Origin of the sequence: Aeoliella sp. (assembly GCF_965227375.1) — a bacterium.
Classification (GTDB): domain Bacteria; phylum Planctomycetota; class Planctomycetia; order Pirellulales; family Lacipirellulaceae; genus Aeoliella.
In genome coordinates, this window is record NZ_CBDDFX010000002.1 from 359941 (window position 1) to 376263 (window position 16323).

Annotated in this window: 17 protein-coding genes; 7 read left to right on the forward strand and 10 right to left on the reverse strand. The window is 61.1% G+C overall.

Features of this window, described 5'->3' with window-relative positions; genetic code table 11:
- Positions 1–129: 129 nt before the first annotated feature.
- From ACQK2L_RS14530 to ACQK2L_RS14540, 3 genes are all read right to left on the reverse strand, one after another.
- Positions 130–1239: a pyridoxal phosphate-dependent aminotransferase gene (locus ACQK2L_RS14530; RefSeq protein ID WP_425397746.1), complete on the reverse strand. Its 1110-nt coding sequence runs from the start codon at positions 1237–1239 to the stop codon at positions 130–132.
- A gap of 51 nt (positions 1240–1290) precedes the next feature.
- Positions 1291–2178, reverse strand: a complete 888-nt coding sequence (locus tag ACQK2L_RS14535; RefSeq protein ID WP_425397747.1) for a DMT family transporter — start codon at positions 2176–2178, stop codon at positions 1291–1293.
- Positions 2179–2281: 103 nt separating this feature from the next.
- Positions 2282–2668: a hypothetical protein gene (locus tag ACQK2L_RS14540; RefSeq protein ID WP_425397748.1), complete on the reverse strand. Its 387-nt coding sequence runs from the start codon at positions 2666–2668 to the stop codon at positions 2282–2284.
- 205 nt (positions 2669–2873) lie between these two features.
- Between ACQK2L_RS14540 and ACQK2L_RS14545 the strand changes: the two genes are divergently transcribed.
- The 3 genes from ACQK2L_RS14545 to ACQK2L_RS14555 all read left to right on the forward strand — a co-directional run bounded on the left by ACQK2L_RS14545 (position 2874) and on the right by ACQK2L_RS14555 (position 5266).
- Positions 2874–3716, forward strand: coding sequence for a serine/threonine protein kinase (locus tag ACQK2L_RS14545; RefSeq protein WP_425397749.1), 843 nt, complete (start codon positions 2874–2876; stop codon positions 3714–3716).
- Between the two features lie 70 nt (positions 3717–3786).
- Entirely contained in the window at positions 3787–4761 is a 975-nt protein-coding gene (locus ACQK2L_RS14550; protein ID WP_425397750.1) for an acetyl-CoA carboxylase carboxyltransferase subunit alpha, read from the forward strand.
- A gap of 31 nt (positions 4762–4792) precedes the next feature.
- Positions 4793–5266: a hypothetical protein gene (locus ACQK2L_RS14555; protein ID WP_425397751.1), complete on the forward strand. Its 474-nt coding sequence runs from the start codon at positions 4793–4795 to the stop codon at positions 5264–5266.
- A gap of 70 nt (positions 5267–5336) precedes the next feature.
- Here ACQK2L_RS14555 and ACQK2L_RS14560 read toward each other — a convergent pair whose 3' ends face one another.
- Positions 5337–6560: a hypothetical protein gene (locus ACQK2L_RS14560; protein WP_425397752.1), complete on the reverse strand. Its 1224-nt coding sequence runs from the start codon at positions 6558–6560 to the stop codon at positions 5337–5339.
- 311 nt (positions 6561–6871) lie between these two features.
- Complete coding sequence (locus tag ACQK2L_RS14565) at positions 6872–7618, reverse strand: CvpA family protein (RefSeq protein WP_425397753.1); 747 nt, start codon at positions 7616–7618, stop codon at positions 6872–6874.
- A gap of 248 nt (positions 7619–7866) precedes the next feature.
- On the opposite strand from ACQK2L_RS14565, the gene ACQK2L_RS14570 reads away from it, so the two are divergent.
- On the forward strand, positions 7867–8871 hold the full coding sequence (locus tag ACQK2L_RS14570) for a metal-dependent hydrolase (RefSeq protein ID WP_425397754.1): 1005 nt from the start codon (positions 7867–7869) through the stop codon (positions 8869–8871).
- Between the two features lie 7 nt (positions 8872–8878).
- On the opposite strand, the gene dtd is transcribed toward ACQK2L_RS14570, so the two are convergent.
- Positions 8879–9319 carry a D-aminoacyl-tRNA deacylase gene (dtd, locus tag ACQK2L_RS14575; protein WP_425397755.1) on the reverse strand — a complete coding sequence of 147 codons (441 nt, stop codon included), beginning with the start codon at positions 9317–9319 and terminating at the stop codon, positions 8879–8881.
- Positions 9320–9409: 90 nt separating this feature from the next.
- Here dtd and ACQK2L_RS14580 point away from each other — a divergent pair, with 90 nt between their 5' ends.
- On the forward strand, positions 9410–10315 hold the full coding sequence (locus ACQK2L_RS14580) for a ZIP family metal transporter (protein ID WP_425397756.1): 906 nt from the start codon (positions 9410–9412) through the stop codon (positions 10313–10315).
- A gap of 76 nt (positions 10316–10391) precedes the next feature.
- Here the strand turns inward: ACQK2L_RS14580 and ACQK2L_RS14585 are convergent, their stop codons facing one another.
- The 3 genes from ACQK2L_RS14585 to ACQK2L_RS14595 all read right to left on the reverse strand — a co-directional run bounded on the left by ACQK2L_RS14585 (position 10392) and on the right by ACQK2L_RS14595 (position 13866).
- Entirely contained in the window at positions 10392–11336 is a 945-nt protein-coding gene (locus ACQK2L_RS14585; RefSeq protein WP_425397757.1) for a WD40 repeat domain-containing protein, read from the reverse strand.
- Between the two features lie 184 nt (positions 11337–11520).
- On the reverse strand, positions 11521–12735 hold the full coding sequence (locus tag ACQK2L_RS14590) for a DUF3754 domain-containing protein (protein ID WP_425397758.1): 1215 nt from the start codon (positions 12733–12735) through the stop codon (positions 11521–11523).
- A 42-nt stretch (positions 12736–12777) separates the two neighbouring features.
- Positions 12778–13866: a YheT family hydrolase gene (locus ACQK2L_RS14595; protein ID WP_425397759.1), complete on the reverse strand. Its 1089-nt coding sequence runs from the start codon at positions 13864–13866 to the stop codon at positions 12778–12780.
- A gap of 198 nt (positions 13867–14064) precedes the next feature.
- Between ACQK2L_RS14595 and ACQK2L_RS14600 the strand changes: the two genes are divergently transcribed.
- Positions 14065–14790 (forward strand): hypothetical protein, encoded by a 726-nt coding sequence (locus ACQK2L_RS14600; protein ID WP_425397760.1) that lies wholly within the window; start codon positions 14065–14067, stop codon positions 14788–14790.
- A 7-nt stretch (positions 14791–14797) separates the two neighbouring features.
- On the opposite strand, the gene ACQK2L_RS14605 is transcribed toward ACQK2L_RS14600, so the two are convergent.
- Positions 14798–14977, reverse strand: a complete 180-nt coding sequence (locus ACQK2L_RS14605) for a hypothetical protein (protein ID WP_425397761.1) — start codon at positions 14975–14977, stop codon at positions 14798–14800.
- A gap of 292 nt (positions 14978–15269) precedes the next feature.
- Here ACQK2L_RS14605 and pdxA point away from each other — a divergent pair, with 292 nt between their 5' ends.
- Positions 15270–16307: a 4-hydroxythreonine-4-phosphate dehydrogenase PdxA gene (gene pdxA, locus ACQK2L_RS14610; protein ID WP_425397762.1), complete on the forward strand. Its 1038-nt coding sequence runs from the start codon at positions 15270–15272 to the stop codon at positions 16305–16307.
- Positions 16308–16323 lie beyond the last annotated feature (16 nt).

Here is a 16323-nt window from a genome sequence, read left to right on the forward strand (position 1 = left end):
CACAAATCGCCACCGCCGGTCATTGTGGCAGAGGATTGTGAGGAATTGAAGTAGGAGAAAACGACTAGCTGGTGTAGCTGCGCACGGCACCCTGCAGGGGGGAATGCGCAATCGCAACAGTGGCTACCGCTATCGCGTGGCCAAATCCCGCAGTACCGCCAGCCCGCGTTCGATGGTCTCCTCGCTCGCCGCGTAGGAGATGCGGAAGTGGGTGTCGCGCTGGCTAAAGATATTGCCGGGGATGATCAGCAGCTCGCGGGCGATGGCCTCGGCGACGAACTCGCTGCCGGTGCCCCAGGGGGCTTTAGGGAAAACGTAAAACGCACCGCCCGGCTGCGCCACTTCGTAGCCGGCGTCGCGTAATCCATTGACCACCATGTCGCGGCGCAGGCGGTAGGTATCGACGTACGGCAGCATGTCGACGTCCATCGCAGCCAGCATGGCCCACTGCAGCGGCTGCGGCGCGCAGACAAACGTGTACTGCTGCAGCATGGTCATCTTTTCAATGATCTCGCTCGGCCCGTGCATGAACCCCAACCGCCAGCCGGTGACACCGTACGTCTTGCTGAAGCCGTCGACCACGATCGTCTGATCGTTGTACTCCGCGGGGCTCACCAGGTCGCCGTCGTAGCAAAACTGGCGGTAGATCTCATCGGAGATGATCGCCACGTTGTGCTTGGCGGCCAGCTCGGCCAGGCCGCGTGCTTCGTCGGCAGTGGCCAGTGCGCCGGTGGGGTTCGCCGGGCTGTTGAAAAGGATGGCCTTGGTCTTGGGCGTGATGGCCGCTTCGACTTTGGCCAAGTCGATGTGGAAATCGGGGTAGGTATCGACCTTCACGACCTTGCCGCCCACCATGCCAACCAGGGCAGGGTACATCACGAAGTAAGGGTCGAGGCAAATGACCTCGTCGCCAGGGTCGACCATCGCCATCAACGCGAGCACTAGCGCGCCCGACGTTCCGGAACTCACCAGCACGCGGCGATCATCGTGACCGTACCGCGCGTCGACTTCGGCCTGCAATCGCTCGCGCAACGCCGGCACGCCCTGAGTGAGACTGTAGCCGTTCTTGTCGTCGTTGATCGCGTCGGTGGCCGCCTGCTTGATCTCGTCGGGTACGGCGAAGTCGGGTTGGCCGATCGAAAGGTTGATCGGATTCTCCAACTTGGCCGCCAGGTCGAACACTTTGCGGATGCCGCTGCTGTCGACGTATTCGGTACGCTTCGCAATCCAGGGATGCATGGATGTGTGGGGGCTAGGAGTTGGGGGCCAGGTATTTGGGACTGGGGGAGGCTACTCTGAAGTAGCGTAATTTGCTTGACTCGACTGCACCAGGGCGACCATCGCCAGGATGCCGGCGATGCCTACCAACTGAAGGGCGGTAATGGCTTCGCCGTCGGCAAAGCCCCACGCCAATGCGACCGGCGGCACCACGTAGGTGACCATGCCGGCGAACAAGGGTCCGCGATCCTGCACCAGGTTCACAAACAAGTAGATACACAAGCCGGTCCCGATCGGTCCGAGGATCAACATGGACATGATGGCCGTTCGCCATTGGGCTGCGTCGGCCTCGATTGACCGAGTGGCGATTTCGTGCGCCGCGCCGGGGGCGAGCAATACTCCGGCGGAAAGCAACAGCAGCGTCGAGGTAACCAAGGACGAGACCCCACGTAGATTGCGCCGCAGGTAAACATTGGCAATCGCATAAGCCAAGGGAACGGTCATCGCGATCGGTACTAGCCAGTCGGGAAAGTTGTGCGACTCGGAGTCGTGCAGCACGATGCCTACCAAGAGAGCAAAACCAACCACCACGCCCACCGACTGCTGCCAGGTGGGGCGGACACCAAGCATCGGCACCGCAGCGGCAATGGTCAGCAGCGGAGTCATCGGCACGAACACGGCCAGGAAACTATGATCGGCGCCGTGTGAGAGAATCCAGGGCTGGATAAAGAATGGGTAGGCGTTTCCCACCACCGCCACAAACAAGATGCGGCCCAGGGTAGTGCGATCGACTTTGAGCGACTCGCGTTTTGCCAGTAGCACCGGCAGCAGAACCAATGTGCCACCCCACAAACGCCCGATCGCGATGGTGAGCGGCCCGAACACCTGCGTGGCGTTGTCCATCAGCTTGAAGTTCGAGCCGAAGACCAGACAGACAATGGCAAAGTAGACGTACGCCATGCAACACAAGCGGGGCAGGGGGGTGAGGGGGGAACCGCCGATTCTAGTCCACGGGCCGCCACCGCGGGAGTGCGACGGTGCTCCGCAGACGCTGAGATGTGCTTCAGCACTCGTCGCCGTACGCTTCGCGCTCGAAATAGTTGTCGCGGTAGGCTCGGCGTCCGGTCCACCAGGCGACCAGCGAGCACCACGCGTACGCCGGCAAGAATAGTGGTCCCCACTGCTGGTATTGCCGCACGTGGACATGTTCGTGGTCGCGGGCGATGTCGAGCGCGGCGGGCGAAAGCCCCAAAATCGTGTGCCCGAGCGTCATCGCGAGAATGCCCTCCGGCGAGAGCCGACTCAGCAGCCAACTGGAGAATCCGCCGTAGAACTCCAACACGCCGCGACGCACCTGAGCCCGGCCGCCGGTTGCCAGCGTGGCCAATCCCAGCACCAGGCCAATCAGCGAATTGGGCCCGGCCCACAGCACCGCAAGTGTCTGTTTCATCAGGAGCCTCTTGGCAAGGGGCGATTGCTGCCGGCCTGCGGCCAACGGCAGGGGAAAAGAAGCGCACTTTATCCGGTAGGAGTGGCTGGATAAACTGTTAGGGGCATTCCTGCGCAAGGCGGCAAACGCCCCGTGCGTCATCATTACGGTTCAGCGGCAAAGGTCAAGCGTGTCGGCAGGCAGTGAATTTGTAGGCAACTATCGGATGTTTCACCTGATTCGCGCCGGCGGCGTGTATCAAATCTGGGCCGTGCGCCCGATGTCCGAGAACAAACTGTTCGCCATGAAATGGCTGCCTCCGGGGGAGAAATACACCCGCCAGGCGTTGGGCGAACTGCGACACGAGTTCGCCGTGGGCAAGACGCTGGATCACCCCGAGATCATCAAGACCTACGAATTCAACACCACCAACAACGGCGCCTACATGCTGCTGGAGTTCTTCAAGACTCCTAACCTCAAGCAGCAGATCGTCGGCAATCCGTACGACGTGAAGTGCAGAGCTAAGGAGATTCTGGTCAACTGCGCGTCGGGACTGGCGCACATGCACAAAGTTGGTTGGGTGCATCGCGACGTCAAGCCGGATAACTTCCTGGTCGCCGACGACAGCGAAGTCCGCCTGATCGACTTCAACTTGGCGCGCAAAGTAAAGACCGGGCTCAGCAAGATGTTCGCCGGCAAGGCGGGAGTGCAGGGCACCCACAGCTACATGGCGCCGGAACAAATCCGCGGCCAGCACGTGGACGCCCGGGCCGACATCTACAGCTTGGGCTGCGTGGCGTTCGAACTATTCAACGGCAAGCCGCCGTTCACGGCCAACTCGTTCCAGGAATTGCTCAGCAAGCACCTGAAGTCGAAGCCGCCCGACCTGACCGTGGTCGACAAGAACATCACGCCCGAGTTCGCCGCGTTCGTCAAACGCCTGATGGCAAAAGACCCTGCGGAGCGGCCGCCGAGCATGAAAGACGTGCAAATGGAACTACGCGGCATACAACTGTTCTACGCACCACCCAAACCACCCAAAGAAAAGCGCGAAGAGGAAGAGGCTTAAGACCCTTCCGATTCGACTCAACCAATCTACGCACCACAACACGGATGGCGAATAGCCATCGCACCACCTAATGGCGAACACATCGTACCAACTCGACTTCGAATCTCCCCTGCGCGAATTGCAGGAACGCATCTATCAACTGGAAGCCGACGACCAGGACTCGGCCAGCGTACGCGACGAACTGCGTGCAGCGCGCAAGGCGTTGCTCGACAAAACGCGCGAAGTCTACACCAACCTCGACGAATGGCAGACCGTCCGCGTTGCCCGTCATCCCGATCGACCGATGTTCACGGACTACATCGACTTGATCTGCGACGAGTTCGTCGAACTACACGGCGATAAGTTCTTTGGCGACGACCGCGCGCTGCGCACCGGCTTTGCCAAGATCGACGAGTTCAAGGTGATGATGGTCGGCCATCACAAAGGCAAGACACTCAAAGAACGCAACGAGTGCTACTTCGGTTGCGCGCACCCCGAAGGCTATCGCAAGGCGATGCTCAAGATGAAGAAGGCCGCCAAGTACGGGCTGCCGATCATCTGCATGATCGACACGCCGGGCGCGTACCCGGGCATCGGCGCCGAGGAGCGTGGTCAGGCGCAAGTGATCGCGGAGAGCATGTTGGAGATGTCGCGGCTCGAGACGCCCATCATCTGCGTGGTGATCGGCGAAGGTGGCTCCGGCGGCGCGCTGGGCATCGGCGTGGGCGACCGCGTGGCCGTGCTGGAGTTCTCCTATTACTCGGTCATCAGCCCCGAAGGCTGCGCCGGCATCTTGTGGAAGAGCCACGACTACGCCGAGAACGCCGCCAAGGCGCTGAAGCTCACTTCGCGCCACCTGGAGCGGCTCGGCGCCATCGACGACGTGATCGAGGAGCCGACCGGTGGGGCGCATCGCGACCACTACCAGATGGCCGCTCGACTGAAGATGTACCTGGTGAAGACGCTCCGCGAACTGGCGGAGCTGCCCGCCGAAGAGCTGCTCGCCCAGCGGTACGACAAGTTCCGCAAGATCGGTATGTTCCTGGAGGAAGCGACCACCGTGTGACCCATCGGCACCCGCGACGAGGCTGGCGAATATGAAGCAAAATCAGGCGGTCCGATACTCCGTTGCGTTTCTCTTGCTGCTGATCACCACGGCGGCGGTCTGGATAGCCGCCTTTCGGCACGGCTACCACTCCGGCGACCGGGCTTGGCGTTACAACGAAGTCTACACGCTGGCGTACGACGTCCACGATCTGGTCGAGCCGATCCCCAACCAGCCAATCGACCTCGGCCCGAATGCGCCCGCGGTGAGGCAGGGCTCGGTCGACGCCGAGCCGCTCCTGGCGGTGCTCGAGTCGGCCGTGGACCACGTGCCTGGCGACTCGACGCGCATCGTTTTCTTTTCCGGCAATCTGTCGGTCATCGTCTCCGGCAACGGCCGCGCTCATCGCCACGTGACCGAGACACTTCAGCGGTTGCGCGAGGGGCCCGCCAAGTGGAAAGTACTCGTCGCTGGAGACGAGAAGTGGATCCCTGAAGGAACGGTTGTTTACGACGAACTGCCGTAGGTCCGTTGTTTAACAGCAGATTTTTTCGCCGAATCGAGCGTACAAGTAACGACTGACTATCACAGTTCATTTACCCGAGCTCGCAGGTGACCTGCGGCGGCATCCCATCTTGATCCCGCGCGAAACCTAGAATTCCCCCATCGTGGGAGATTTTAACCGCAAGTCCGTATCTGGCTAGGGCAATCGCAGCTGCCCGACGCGCCCCTGCGTGGCTTCCTGGTGGAACTTCGACAATTGCGCCTGCGCTGAGCAAGTTGCCCGTGTGATCGAGGATTGTCGCGCCGTCAATCGCGACCAGCTCTTGACGCAGTCTGCGATCCATCTCCGGAAAAGGCCGTTGCATTATCTGTTGGAGGCACCTTGATTTGATTGCAGGTGCGCTAAGCAAATCATCGTCATGGATAATCTGCCCTAGTCGAGATGCAGCACTACTGCTGATGATTGCGATACATCCCCCCGTCCTAGCAAAGGAAACGTCCAGACACGTTTCATAGACTGATTCTCGAAGCGTCGTCGTACCAATTCGTCCTAATCTTCTAGCCATCGATTCATGAGGAAAGTGAAACCAACGTCCACGCCGCTTTGCGAATGACAGATTACCTTGATTAAATATTAGTAACTCGCCATTGCGGTTCAAACTGAACAGAATCCGTCCTTGTTCTGTCCATTCAGCAAGCTGCATTAGTCTGTATGGGGCTAGTCCCGTGAACTTTGGCGGTGGGAGCGCATCAAATGAAAGTACGTTTAGATCTTGTGTAGCAACAAGAACTGTGTCTAAACCCGAAGTCAACACCGCACTAAAATCGTGATCCCAGATCTGATCGAGCGTTGGTGTCTGGTCATTCTCTTCGTGTGAGTCAATGCCGATTGCACAGGTTATCGGCTGCCCTTCGTATGTCTGTGCGGCCCAGCTCTCAAGCTGTCGAATTATTCGGAAGGCTGCTGGTCGAGCGCGTTGAAACTGAGACGTGAGGTAGCCAGAAATGGCACTTGGAACCGCGTTCTCAACGAGAGCTTCGAAGAAGTCACGCGAATGCAGTTCCGAAATCTCGGAAACAGCCGCCATAAACCAAGACGCGAATACGACGTCTGAATGAGAGAATGCCTGGCTTCGGTTCACCAGCAGCCGAGAGCTCGGCGTGAACGAAAGTGAGATCGCAATAGTGCAGGGATCGGAAAAGGATGCTAAGTCAACTTTCCGACTCGTGGGTAAGGTCTCATAAAGAAGGCGAGAGCCCGGGAACATTGGGAGCAAGTACTTGGAGACAACATTGCGTAGCTGCGTTTCATCCATTTCCAGCGCTCAGCAGCTGTTTGGAATTTAGGAATCCGAAAGCCGTCTCTTCGGCAAGAGGAGTATCGCCTGAAGGCCTACTTGCAGCAAGCGCGAAGGCTCTTCACACCGGTACGCAACGTCCGATAATCGCTGTTATGTTCGTTTTGGATCCATTTTTCCCGGGGTTTTACGCTCATCCCCTTGGGTACGGACGTTAGATCTCAAAGCGACGATTCGCGCGAAGCTGATGCGCGCGTAGCAGCGATCGCGAGATTTCACGGCGCGCTGGCGCCGCGGAACGCGCGCCGGCGATGCTTCCAGCCGCCCTGTTATTGGTTCGGCCAGGGGGTTGGATTCGTGGCCGTGCTGGGCCAGGAGTTGGGCGTCGAACCGGTACCGCCAGACGTGGGCCACGGCGTTACGCCTCCGTTGGCAGGGGGCCTCGGGGCAGGTTGCACAGGGGGCTGCGAACCCTGGTTGCTGGTCGGCCAACTGGTCCCCTGCCCCCCCTGCCCGCTCGCCGGCCAATCGCTTGATGCGGGCCATCCGGATCCTGCCGGTTGGTCGGGATCGAGCCCTTGTTCGATGCGATCGACGTACGGGCCGATGACCTTCTGGACCTCGGGCGGGAACACCGCGTCGCTCTTGGCCAGCAGCACCCCGATGTAGTGACCGGCCTTGGAATTGAGAATTGCCGACCGCTGCGACTCGAGTAGCATCGATGCAAAGAACGTGATTCCGATGCACCACAGCACGCCCCGGGCGAAGCCAATCAGGGCGCCCATCTGGCGGTCGAATTCGTTGAGCTTCACACGATCGATCGCGCCGGCGACGCCACGGAAAATGAGCCAAATGGCGAGCGACGTTGCCACGTAGATCGCCAGCATGGCCGCGAAGCGGTTAAAAGGCTCCGTTTCGCCAAACACCGGTGCAAGCTGCGGACTGAACTTCACCGCAGCGAAGTAGCTCACCACCAGCGACGCCAGGTACGCCACCTGCCAGGCCATGCCTTTGACGAAACCAAACAGCGTGGCGCCGGCCAACACTACCAGCATCAATAGGTCGTAGGTCTGCATGTCGATCCACTCGATCGGGCAAGAAAGGTAGTAAGCACGTCTCGCGCTAGCGACGCCAGCAGGGGGCCCAAAGTGGGGAAGGTGGGCGGGGCGGAAGTATAGCGGGCAACTGCGGCATGGCGAAGGGCAGTTGCTCCGCCTGCAAGATGCTAGCGGTGATAGCGATGCGTCAGGCGATATTGTCTCGGCGCGAGAGGATACCTATCCTTCCGGCGCATTCTGCTCACCGCCTTTTGCGCGCATCCACCATGGCCGACTTTCGCACACACGTGACCACCAGCTCGGTGCTCGGCGTAGGCTACGCCGGCATGGGGATCGCGATGGGTTTCCATGTCGATTCGGCAATCGTCGCAGGAGGACTGTGCGGCGTGTCGGGCATGCTGCCCGACTTGGATAGCGACACCGGCATCCCTATTCGCGAGTCGACCGGCTTCGCTGCCGGCATTGTGCCGATGCTGCTAGTGGATCGCTTTCACGCATTCCACTTGTCCTACGACGGAATCGTGCTGATCGCTGCTAGTTTGTATTTCCTCATACGCTTCGGCGGCGCGTCGCTGCTGGGACGCTTCACGGTGCATCGAGGAATGTGGCATAGCATTCCAGCCGTGCTGATCTTCGCAGGACTCGCCTTTCTGGTTTGCGGACCCGCCGGCAACGCACCGATCCGCTACTTGAAAGCAGGCGGGGTGTTCTTTGGTGCGATGTCGCACTTGTGCCTCGACGAACTATGGAGCATCGAGTGGAAAGGTGGCAGTTGGCGACTCAAACGTTCCTTCGGCACGGCGCTGAAGTTCTGGAGCAAGAACGGTTGGGCCAACTTCAGCACCTACGCCAAATTGGTCATCGTAGGCGTCATGGTGGCCGGTGAGCCGAGTGTGATGAGTTACCTCGAAACGCGCTACCCGGAACTAGCCGGCAACGTACAACGCATTCACAACGTCCAGGAGGAGTTGGTCGAGGATGTCCGCGAGCGCGTTCGCAGCGCTGAACAAGCGACCGATCCGACGTTCGATACATTCGATGCGCGAGCGAACACCGAAACGGCATCGTCACCCACTCCGCCGGTTGCGCCATGGGGACGCTCGCCGGCGTTCGAGCAACCTTTCACGGAGCCACAACCGTACACTCCCAGAGAATACCCGCCACCGGGCGGAGGCTTCTCGCCCAACTCGGGCGCGCCCAACCGCGTGCAACCCAACCCCGGCACCGCCGAGCCGGTGTACAACGCGAGTGGCGGGTTCGGACCGCGCTAAGCAACTGCTACGGCGACTCAATCCATAGCGTCACCGGCCCGTCGTTCACCAGCGCGACGTCCATGTGCTCGCGAAACCTGCCGGTGCCGACCTCGATTCCACGCTCGCGAACAGCGGTGACAAACTGCTCGTAGAGTTCCACGGCCAACTCGGGCGGTGCGGCGTTGATGAAGCTGGGTCGCTTCCCCTTCTTGCAGTCGCCGAACAGCGTAAACTGGCTCACGACCAGCATCGCGCCGCCGACGTCGGTGAGCGACAAGTTCATCTTACCGTCGGCGTCGTCGAAGATTCGCAGGCCGGTGAGCTTTTCGGCCATCCACGCTACCTGCTTCGGCGTGTCGTCGTGCCCCACGCCTAGCAGCACCAGCAACCCCTGCTCGATCTGACCGGTCACTTCACCCGCCACGGTAACACTGGCTTGGCTCACACGTTGTACAAGGGCTCGCATGGGGACTCGTGGTTGGTCAGTTGTAACTGGGAGCGAAAGTGCCCATACTAACGCGCTTCCCTGCAGCTTGCCTACGCGCCCATCGGTCTCATGTCGTCCACCGCATTCCTCGTTTACTACTGTGTGCTGATTCTGCTCTCCTCAGTGGTGGGCGGGATGATCCCCGAATGGTGGAAGCTCACGCACCGTTGGATGGAAGTGGCGGTAAGCTTCGTGGCCGGTATCATTTTCGGCGTGGCCGTGCTGCACATGCTGCCCCACGCCCTGGTTTCGGCGCTCGAACAGTCGGGCAGCGACATGACTACGACCATCACCGGACTGATGGTTTGGTTTGTAATCGGCTTTCTGGCGATGTTCTTCATCGAGCGGTTCTTCTGTTTCCACCACCACGAAGCACCGGCCGACGAAGAGCACGTGTACGACGAGGACCACGTGCATGGCCCGGGCTGTTCGCACGAACCCCATTCCGACCACGCGCATGACATCACCTGGACCGGCGCAGCGATCGGGCTGACGCTCCATAGTCTGCTGGCCGGGGTGGCGCTCGCGGCCAGCGTCGCGCATGGGCACGGCGGCGGCACGCTGCCGGGCCTTGGCACCTTTCTGGTGATCTTCCTGCACAAGCCGTTCGACGCGATGACCATCGCCATGCTCATGGCCCGCAGCGGCTACTCGCTCTCCGCGCGGTCGATCGTCAACGCCCTTTTCTCGCTGGCGATCCCCGCTGGTGCAGGTTTGTTCCTGCTGGGTCTCTCGCCCGAAGTGGGCCCCGTGTGGTTTGCCCTGCCGGCTGCGTTGGCGTTCTCGGCCGGCGTGTTCCTGTGCATCGCCGGCAGCGACTTGCTGCCCGAGTTGCAGTTCCATCACCACGACCGCTGGAAGCTCTCGGCCGCGTTGTTGTTGGGCCTGGCCGTGGCGTATGTGGCGGGAAGAATGGAAGGTCACACGCACACGCATCAAAAGGATGCTAACACTCCAGCATCCGCTGAGTCGTAGTGCTGTCGTCCCCCCTGCCCCGCAATAGAACGATCGCCTGCTCGATCGGCAGCCGGCAGTAGCACACGAAACCGAGTTACGAGTTTATTTCCAAGAGCACGACGTCGTTTTCGTCGCAAATAGCAACCAGCTTCGAATCTTCCGAAAATTGGACATCGAGGCTTCCTGGCAGGTGGGCAACAACTTCACCCTCGGCGGCATTCACTAGCGTGGATGTCTTGGAACCTGCTACGGCCAAGAGTTGGCCCGAGGGTGAGTAAGCAAGACTCCTCGCAGGGTATTCGAGGGGTGGGCCGACTAGCTCGCCGGTGGACCGATCGCGAATGCACAGCCGGTCTTTGTACTCCCCCGAAGCGATTTGGGAGCCGTCGAGCGAAATGGCAAGTTGGAAGACGTAGCTGGCATGGTCGCGACAGTCAGCTAGTTTGGTCGCATTGGGCAAGGACCAAACCACCGATCGATTGTCTTCGCCACCGCTGACGAAGAACTTGCCGTCCGGACTCACCGCCAACGAGCCTAGCAATTTCTGGTGCTCGGCAATCGAAGCGACCTCCGCTCCCTTTGCCGTGTCCCAGACCTTGATGTACTTGCCGCCACAGGTGATCAGAGTATTCGATTCAGGGACAAACTCCATGAGGTGAACCTTGCTGGTGTGGCCCTTGAGTTCGCCCACCTGCTGCCAATCAGCAACTGAGTAGAGTTCGACCTTTCGCCCCATTGCGCAGGCCAGCACATCTCCGGCGGGGGAGAATCGCACGAGTTCTGCGGAGTTGTACATGCTCTTGCGGAGTTTGCTAAGTCGCGCCTTTCGCTCCCCCGACTCGGCATCGTATACCTTCGTCGTGAGGTCGCTTACGCCGGTCGCAATCCACCGTCCGCAAGGAGAAACATCAAGAGCGCTGATCGCCTGATGCGATCCTTCATCGAGGTCGTTGATCGCACAGACCTGGTTGCCTGACAGCACATCCCACACAAATAGCCCGTCCGGCGTGGAGGTAAACAAGCGAGTCCCACGACTCACGATCCGCCTTGGCGTTCTTGCATGTCTCAGGCGATGGACTTCAGGTAGCGCGAGCCCAATGGGACGATTCAACTTCTGTCGACCTTTAGCGGATTTACTCATCTTTACCTTGGTGGGTGTATCCTATGAGAAACAAACGACCTTAGTATCGGCGTCGGACACACCTCCCCACAAGTTTGCTCAGTCAAAGTCCCGGTTGCCACTCGATTATGCGGTTTTGGCCACTGGTGGATTGTCGCAGCACTTCGATGGCCTCGTCGATCGGTAGAACTCCTGCCGGGTGTACTTCGGTGGCGAGCCCAAGATTCGTGAGTTTGCTTTCAGCGTCGTTGATGTCGAAATCCACTTCGACATCAAACTGCTCGCGGAGGTACTGCTCGACTTGCTCGCGCGGGTTTGGTGGCCGTGAGTCGTTTCTGGTGTCGCTGGCGTGCCGCAGGACGTACACCAGCAGCACTTCCTTGAACTCCTCTTGCTTCACCGTGGCCACCAGCAGCTGCAAGGCGCTGGCGTTGTTGCCCATGTTCTGGAAGTACAAGTGCCGCGTCCGCTGCCAATCGCGATTCATGCGGGCGTTGCGGTAGCCCAGCGCGCTGCGCACCCCAAGCGTGGCAACGCCGATCAGTAGGATCCAGGCCAGCTTCCAGAGCGCCGCAAAGCCAATGGCGATCTTCAGCACCTTACTTAGCGTGACGCCGAGTGTGCCGGCGCCGGTACTCAGGAGCTTGATTCGGTCCCACAGGCTCATCGTCACTTCGGCGTGCGGCAGCAACGCTTCAACCTCCGCCTCGGGAATCTCTTTGAACAGTTTGAGCCGCACGTAGGGCTCGTCCTTCAGCCGCGCCACGACCATCAGCCGCTTGAACACCGGGACGTTGATCTTTTGCTTCTGCCAAGGCTTCCACCGACATCGCTCAAGCTTCGTCGTCTCCCCCCTGCCCCGCACCCACAACCGCAAAAATTCGACGCGTGTGGGGTCGACCCGCACGCTCAGGTTTCGCGATCCAGCGCGAAGCACCGCCTGGGCGATTTCCACGTCGCTCAGTTCCTCGTAGTTGGCCTTGTCTAGCAGATACGCCAGCTGCGTGCAGAGCAACTCGTATTCGTCGGCCGTGGCAGGCTCGTCGGCTACGATGGGCTGCGTGTCGCGATCGGGATTGAAACGGGCGTAGGCATCTGCCAGCCGCCGCTCGAACGTGCCCGTTTCGCGATCGATCACCTCTTCCAGCGCGGCGGCGAACTCGTGGACCGAATCTGACTCGAGCCCGAACAACCCCGCATCGGTGGCCAATCGGTGGGCCAAGTCGCAGGCCCGCACCGGAATGAAACGATCGTCGGGCCGCGACCACGACTCGTCGGTCGACTCGGGCATCGCCAACGGTGGGGTGGTTTTGGACATTCGATCGTGGTGACCGCCCGACGTGGCGGCCAAGGTGCTTAGCTAATCGATGACTTTCGAGGGTGAGTTTCGCCGACGTAGCCGCGCGGCAAACCAACGCGTCGTGGTAGGCGACGGTTCTGGCGGCGTTGGCTCTCCAGTATCCTCCGTGGTGGTAGTCTCGGCGCCGGTCACCCATTCGATCACACGCCAGTCGAGCCAGTAGCGATCCGGGTCCGTACCGCGGCGCCCGACAAATCCGAGATGTCCACCACAACCGGTGGCCAGCAAGTGCGTCTGCGTGCCGAGGTTCGCGGTGAGCAGTGGTTCGATGGGCACGATCGGATCGTTGGCCGCGGCGATGATTCGCGTGGGCACCGAAATCTTATCGAGCCGGCCCACCACGCTGGCCTGCTCGTAATAGTCGTCGGCGTCGCGATACCCGCCGAGCGGCACGGTGTAAGCTTCGTCGAACTCGCGCAGTTTGCGCGGCCGTGGCAAGTGCTGCACCTGCGGCGCACCTGGAATCGTCTCGGCGCGCTCGACCACCTTCTTCCACAATTGGCGCGCAAAGTATTGGTCGTACTGCTTGTTGAGCGGGCGCTTGAGCAAACGCTCCACGGCCAACAGGTCCACCGGCGGGCAGATCGCCACGACGCGGGCCAGGTTGGAAGCCGCGGAGTGCGTCGCCGCCAGGTTGAGCGACAACGCTCCGCCTAGCGAGAAACCACACAACGTAACCGGCGACTCTGGCGCGAGTTCGCCGATGTGCAACAGCGGCGGGTCGAGATCGCTCCAACGACCGCAATGAGTCGAAGTGCGGGCGAGTTGCTCCCCTGCCCCGCAGCCACGCAGGTCGACACGGAACGTTCGCACACCGCGCTCGTGCAGCTTGTGCGCGATCCGCACCACGTAGCGACTTTGATGCGAACCACACAGTCCGTGCACAAACATCGCCACCGGATCACCCGGCTGCCAGCGGTTCGGTCGGTCATCGTGCAGTACGAGTCGATCGCCATCGTCGAGCTCGACGTGGTGCTGCACGGTGCCCGCCAGCTGATACCGCGCGGCAATGTAATGCGCGGCGAGCGTTTGGCGATGACCGCCTGCTAGCAGCGGATACGGGCGAAAATCGGATTTGGAAGTTCTCAATATCTGCCTCCCTGGGCGGGCTGTAATCCGCCAATCTCGCCTGCACTTTCCATTTTCGAAGTACGGCCGATGTTTCTGAGCCCCCCAGTCGACTGTCGAGGATACACGCCGACGGCCGATGGAAGTGAAGTCGGCAGAGTATCAGCAATGGGTCTGCCCACCTAGCTCGATTGTCGTCTGAACTTGGGGGAAATGCAAATGCGATGGATCAGCCGCTGGTTTCGCTCGCCCACCGCGCCGCGCGTCGCCATCACGGTGTTGCCCATCGGCCAGCGCCATGGCACCGACAACCACCTCCCACTCGAGCAAGCACTAGCAGTTTTGGAGGAACGCGGCCTCACGGCCACCTGGGGCGTTGCTAGCTGCGTACGCGACTTCCGCTTAGCGGGATCGCTCGTCGCCAGTCGCTGTCCCCATGAGTTGGCATTCGTCTTAGGGCGTGCCGATATTGCCAGCGAAGTTGCGACGTTTGGGGAGTTCTCGCGCGTCGCTCGACGCGTTGCCCTGCCGCTGCGGTGCCTGATAGCCACCGGAGCCGGTGTGCACCCTTCCCTGCTGTCGCAGTGGGAAGTCGAAGCAGTCGTACCGGTCGGCTTGAGCGTCGAGCCGAGCCGCACAGGCTCGTTACGCGCGTTAACCTGGGGCGTTTGGGAAGCTCCCGTAACCGATCGGCTGGCCACGCCCATCAGCGCCACGGAGTTCGCTGGGTTGGAGAGCCGATTGCAGTTGGCCGTCAGCCAGTCGATGCGGATGCACTTGCTGTGGCAAGTGGGACCTCATAGCCTGCGGCCTGACTGGCGGTACGTTTGCAAACTGCTGGACCAAGTGGCCGAGTTCCACCAGCGAGGTTGGTTGAAGGTGGAGACCGCCGGTAGTGCGGCCGAGCAACTCTCGCGGCAAGCGACGCCGCGCGTCGCAGGGTGACCTGGAATTACAGGTCGCGGTAGGCGCTCCAGCTCAGGTAGCCCAGAATCCCGGCGCAGATCACGAAGCCGATATCGATCAGCCAGCTCTGCCTGCCAAACGGGAATGTGGTTGCCAGGTCCAACCCAAATAGCAGCAGACTCAAGCCGGCCACGGCCATGCCGCCGAACGTCATTGCTTTGGCCATGTTGGTCGAATCCTGCGGGCGCGAGTCGGTCAGAGTAGTGAGGTTGGGTAAAATACGCCAGAACTACAGTATAGTTGCCCGGCGGCGGTTGTCATCGGACCACTTTGCCTGGAGGCCCCAGTCTGCACGGGGAGAGAGCCGTACACAACCGTCAACATTGTTAAATTCGGACTGCGAGCGGCGATTCTTCCGCGAAAAACGCCTTCCCGCAGGGCCCGTTCTGCTGATCGAAGACGTGCGGTAAAATTGCGGGTTTGCCCCGACTATCCCGCTGCCCCTGCTTTAGCCACACATGTCCAGTGCCCCACTTCCCCTGCTTGCCGTGACCATGGGCGACGCCGCCGGCGTTGGGCCGGAGGTCATTGCCGGGGTTTGGCAAGACGAGCGAATCCACCGAATCTGCCGCCCGATGGTGCTGGGGCAGCCGGAAATCATGAGGCGGGCGTGCCAGCTGCGGAAGGTCGACGTCGAGGTGGTCGAGGTCACGTCGGTGCACGATCTGCCCACGGGCCCCGCCCTGCCCTGCCTTCCTGTCTCGAAGGACGGGCTGCTCGACGTTCGGCCGGGAACATCGGATGCCCGCACCGGCGAAGTGGCCTTCCAAGCGGTGTTGAAAGCGGCCGAGATGGCGCTGGCTGGCGAAATCGAAGGACTGGTGACTGCCCCGCTCTCGAAAGCCGCGCTGCACGCCGCGGGGCACGACTATCCGGGCCACACGGAACTGCTGGCCGATCTGTGCGGCACGCCGCGCTTCGGCATGATGCTCTACTTGCCACCGGGTGTGGCAAACCACTCGCCCGCCGGGCTGGGCGTAGCCCACGTCACGCTGCACACCTCGCTCCGCAAGGCGCTCGACATGATCACCGTCGAGGCGATTCTGGAGAAGTGCGAGTTGGCCAACAACATGATGCGCCGCCTGGGCGTATCCGAGCCCCGGATCGGCGTCGCCGCGCTCAATCCCCACGGCGGCGAGGAAGGTCTGTTCGGCGACGAGGAAATCAAGATCATCGCCCCGGCGGTCGAGGCCGCCCGCACCGCTGGCATCAACGCCACTGGGCCGATGCCGGCCGACACGCTGATGATCGCTGCGCGCGATGGCCGGTTCGATGCCGTGGTGGCCCAGTACCACGACCAGGGGCACATTGCTTTCAAGCTGCTCGCCATGCACTCGGCGGTGAACGTCACGCTGGGCCTGCCGATCGTCCGCACCAGCGTGGCGCACGGCACCGCGCTGGACCTTGCCTGGCAAGGCACGGCCGAGACCAGCGGTATGGTGGCGGCCATCGAAACTGCGGCCAAGCTGGCTGTGTCGAATAGAGTTGCCCTTTAAGTACCTGTCCTCGATA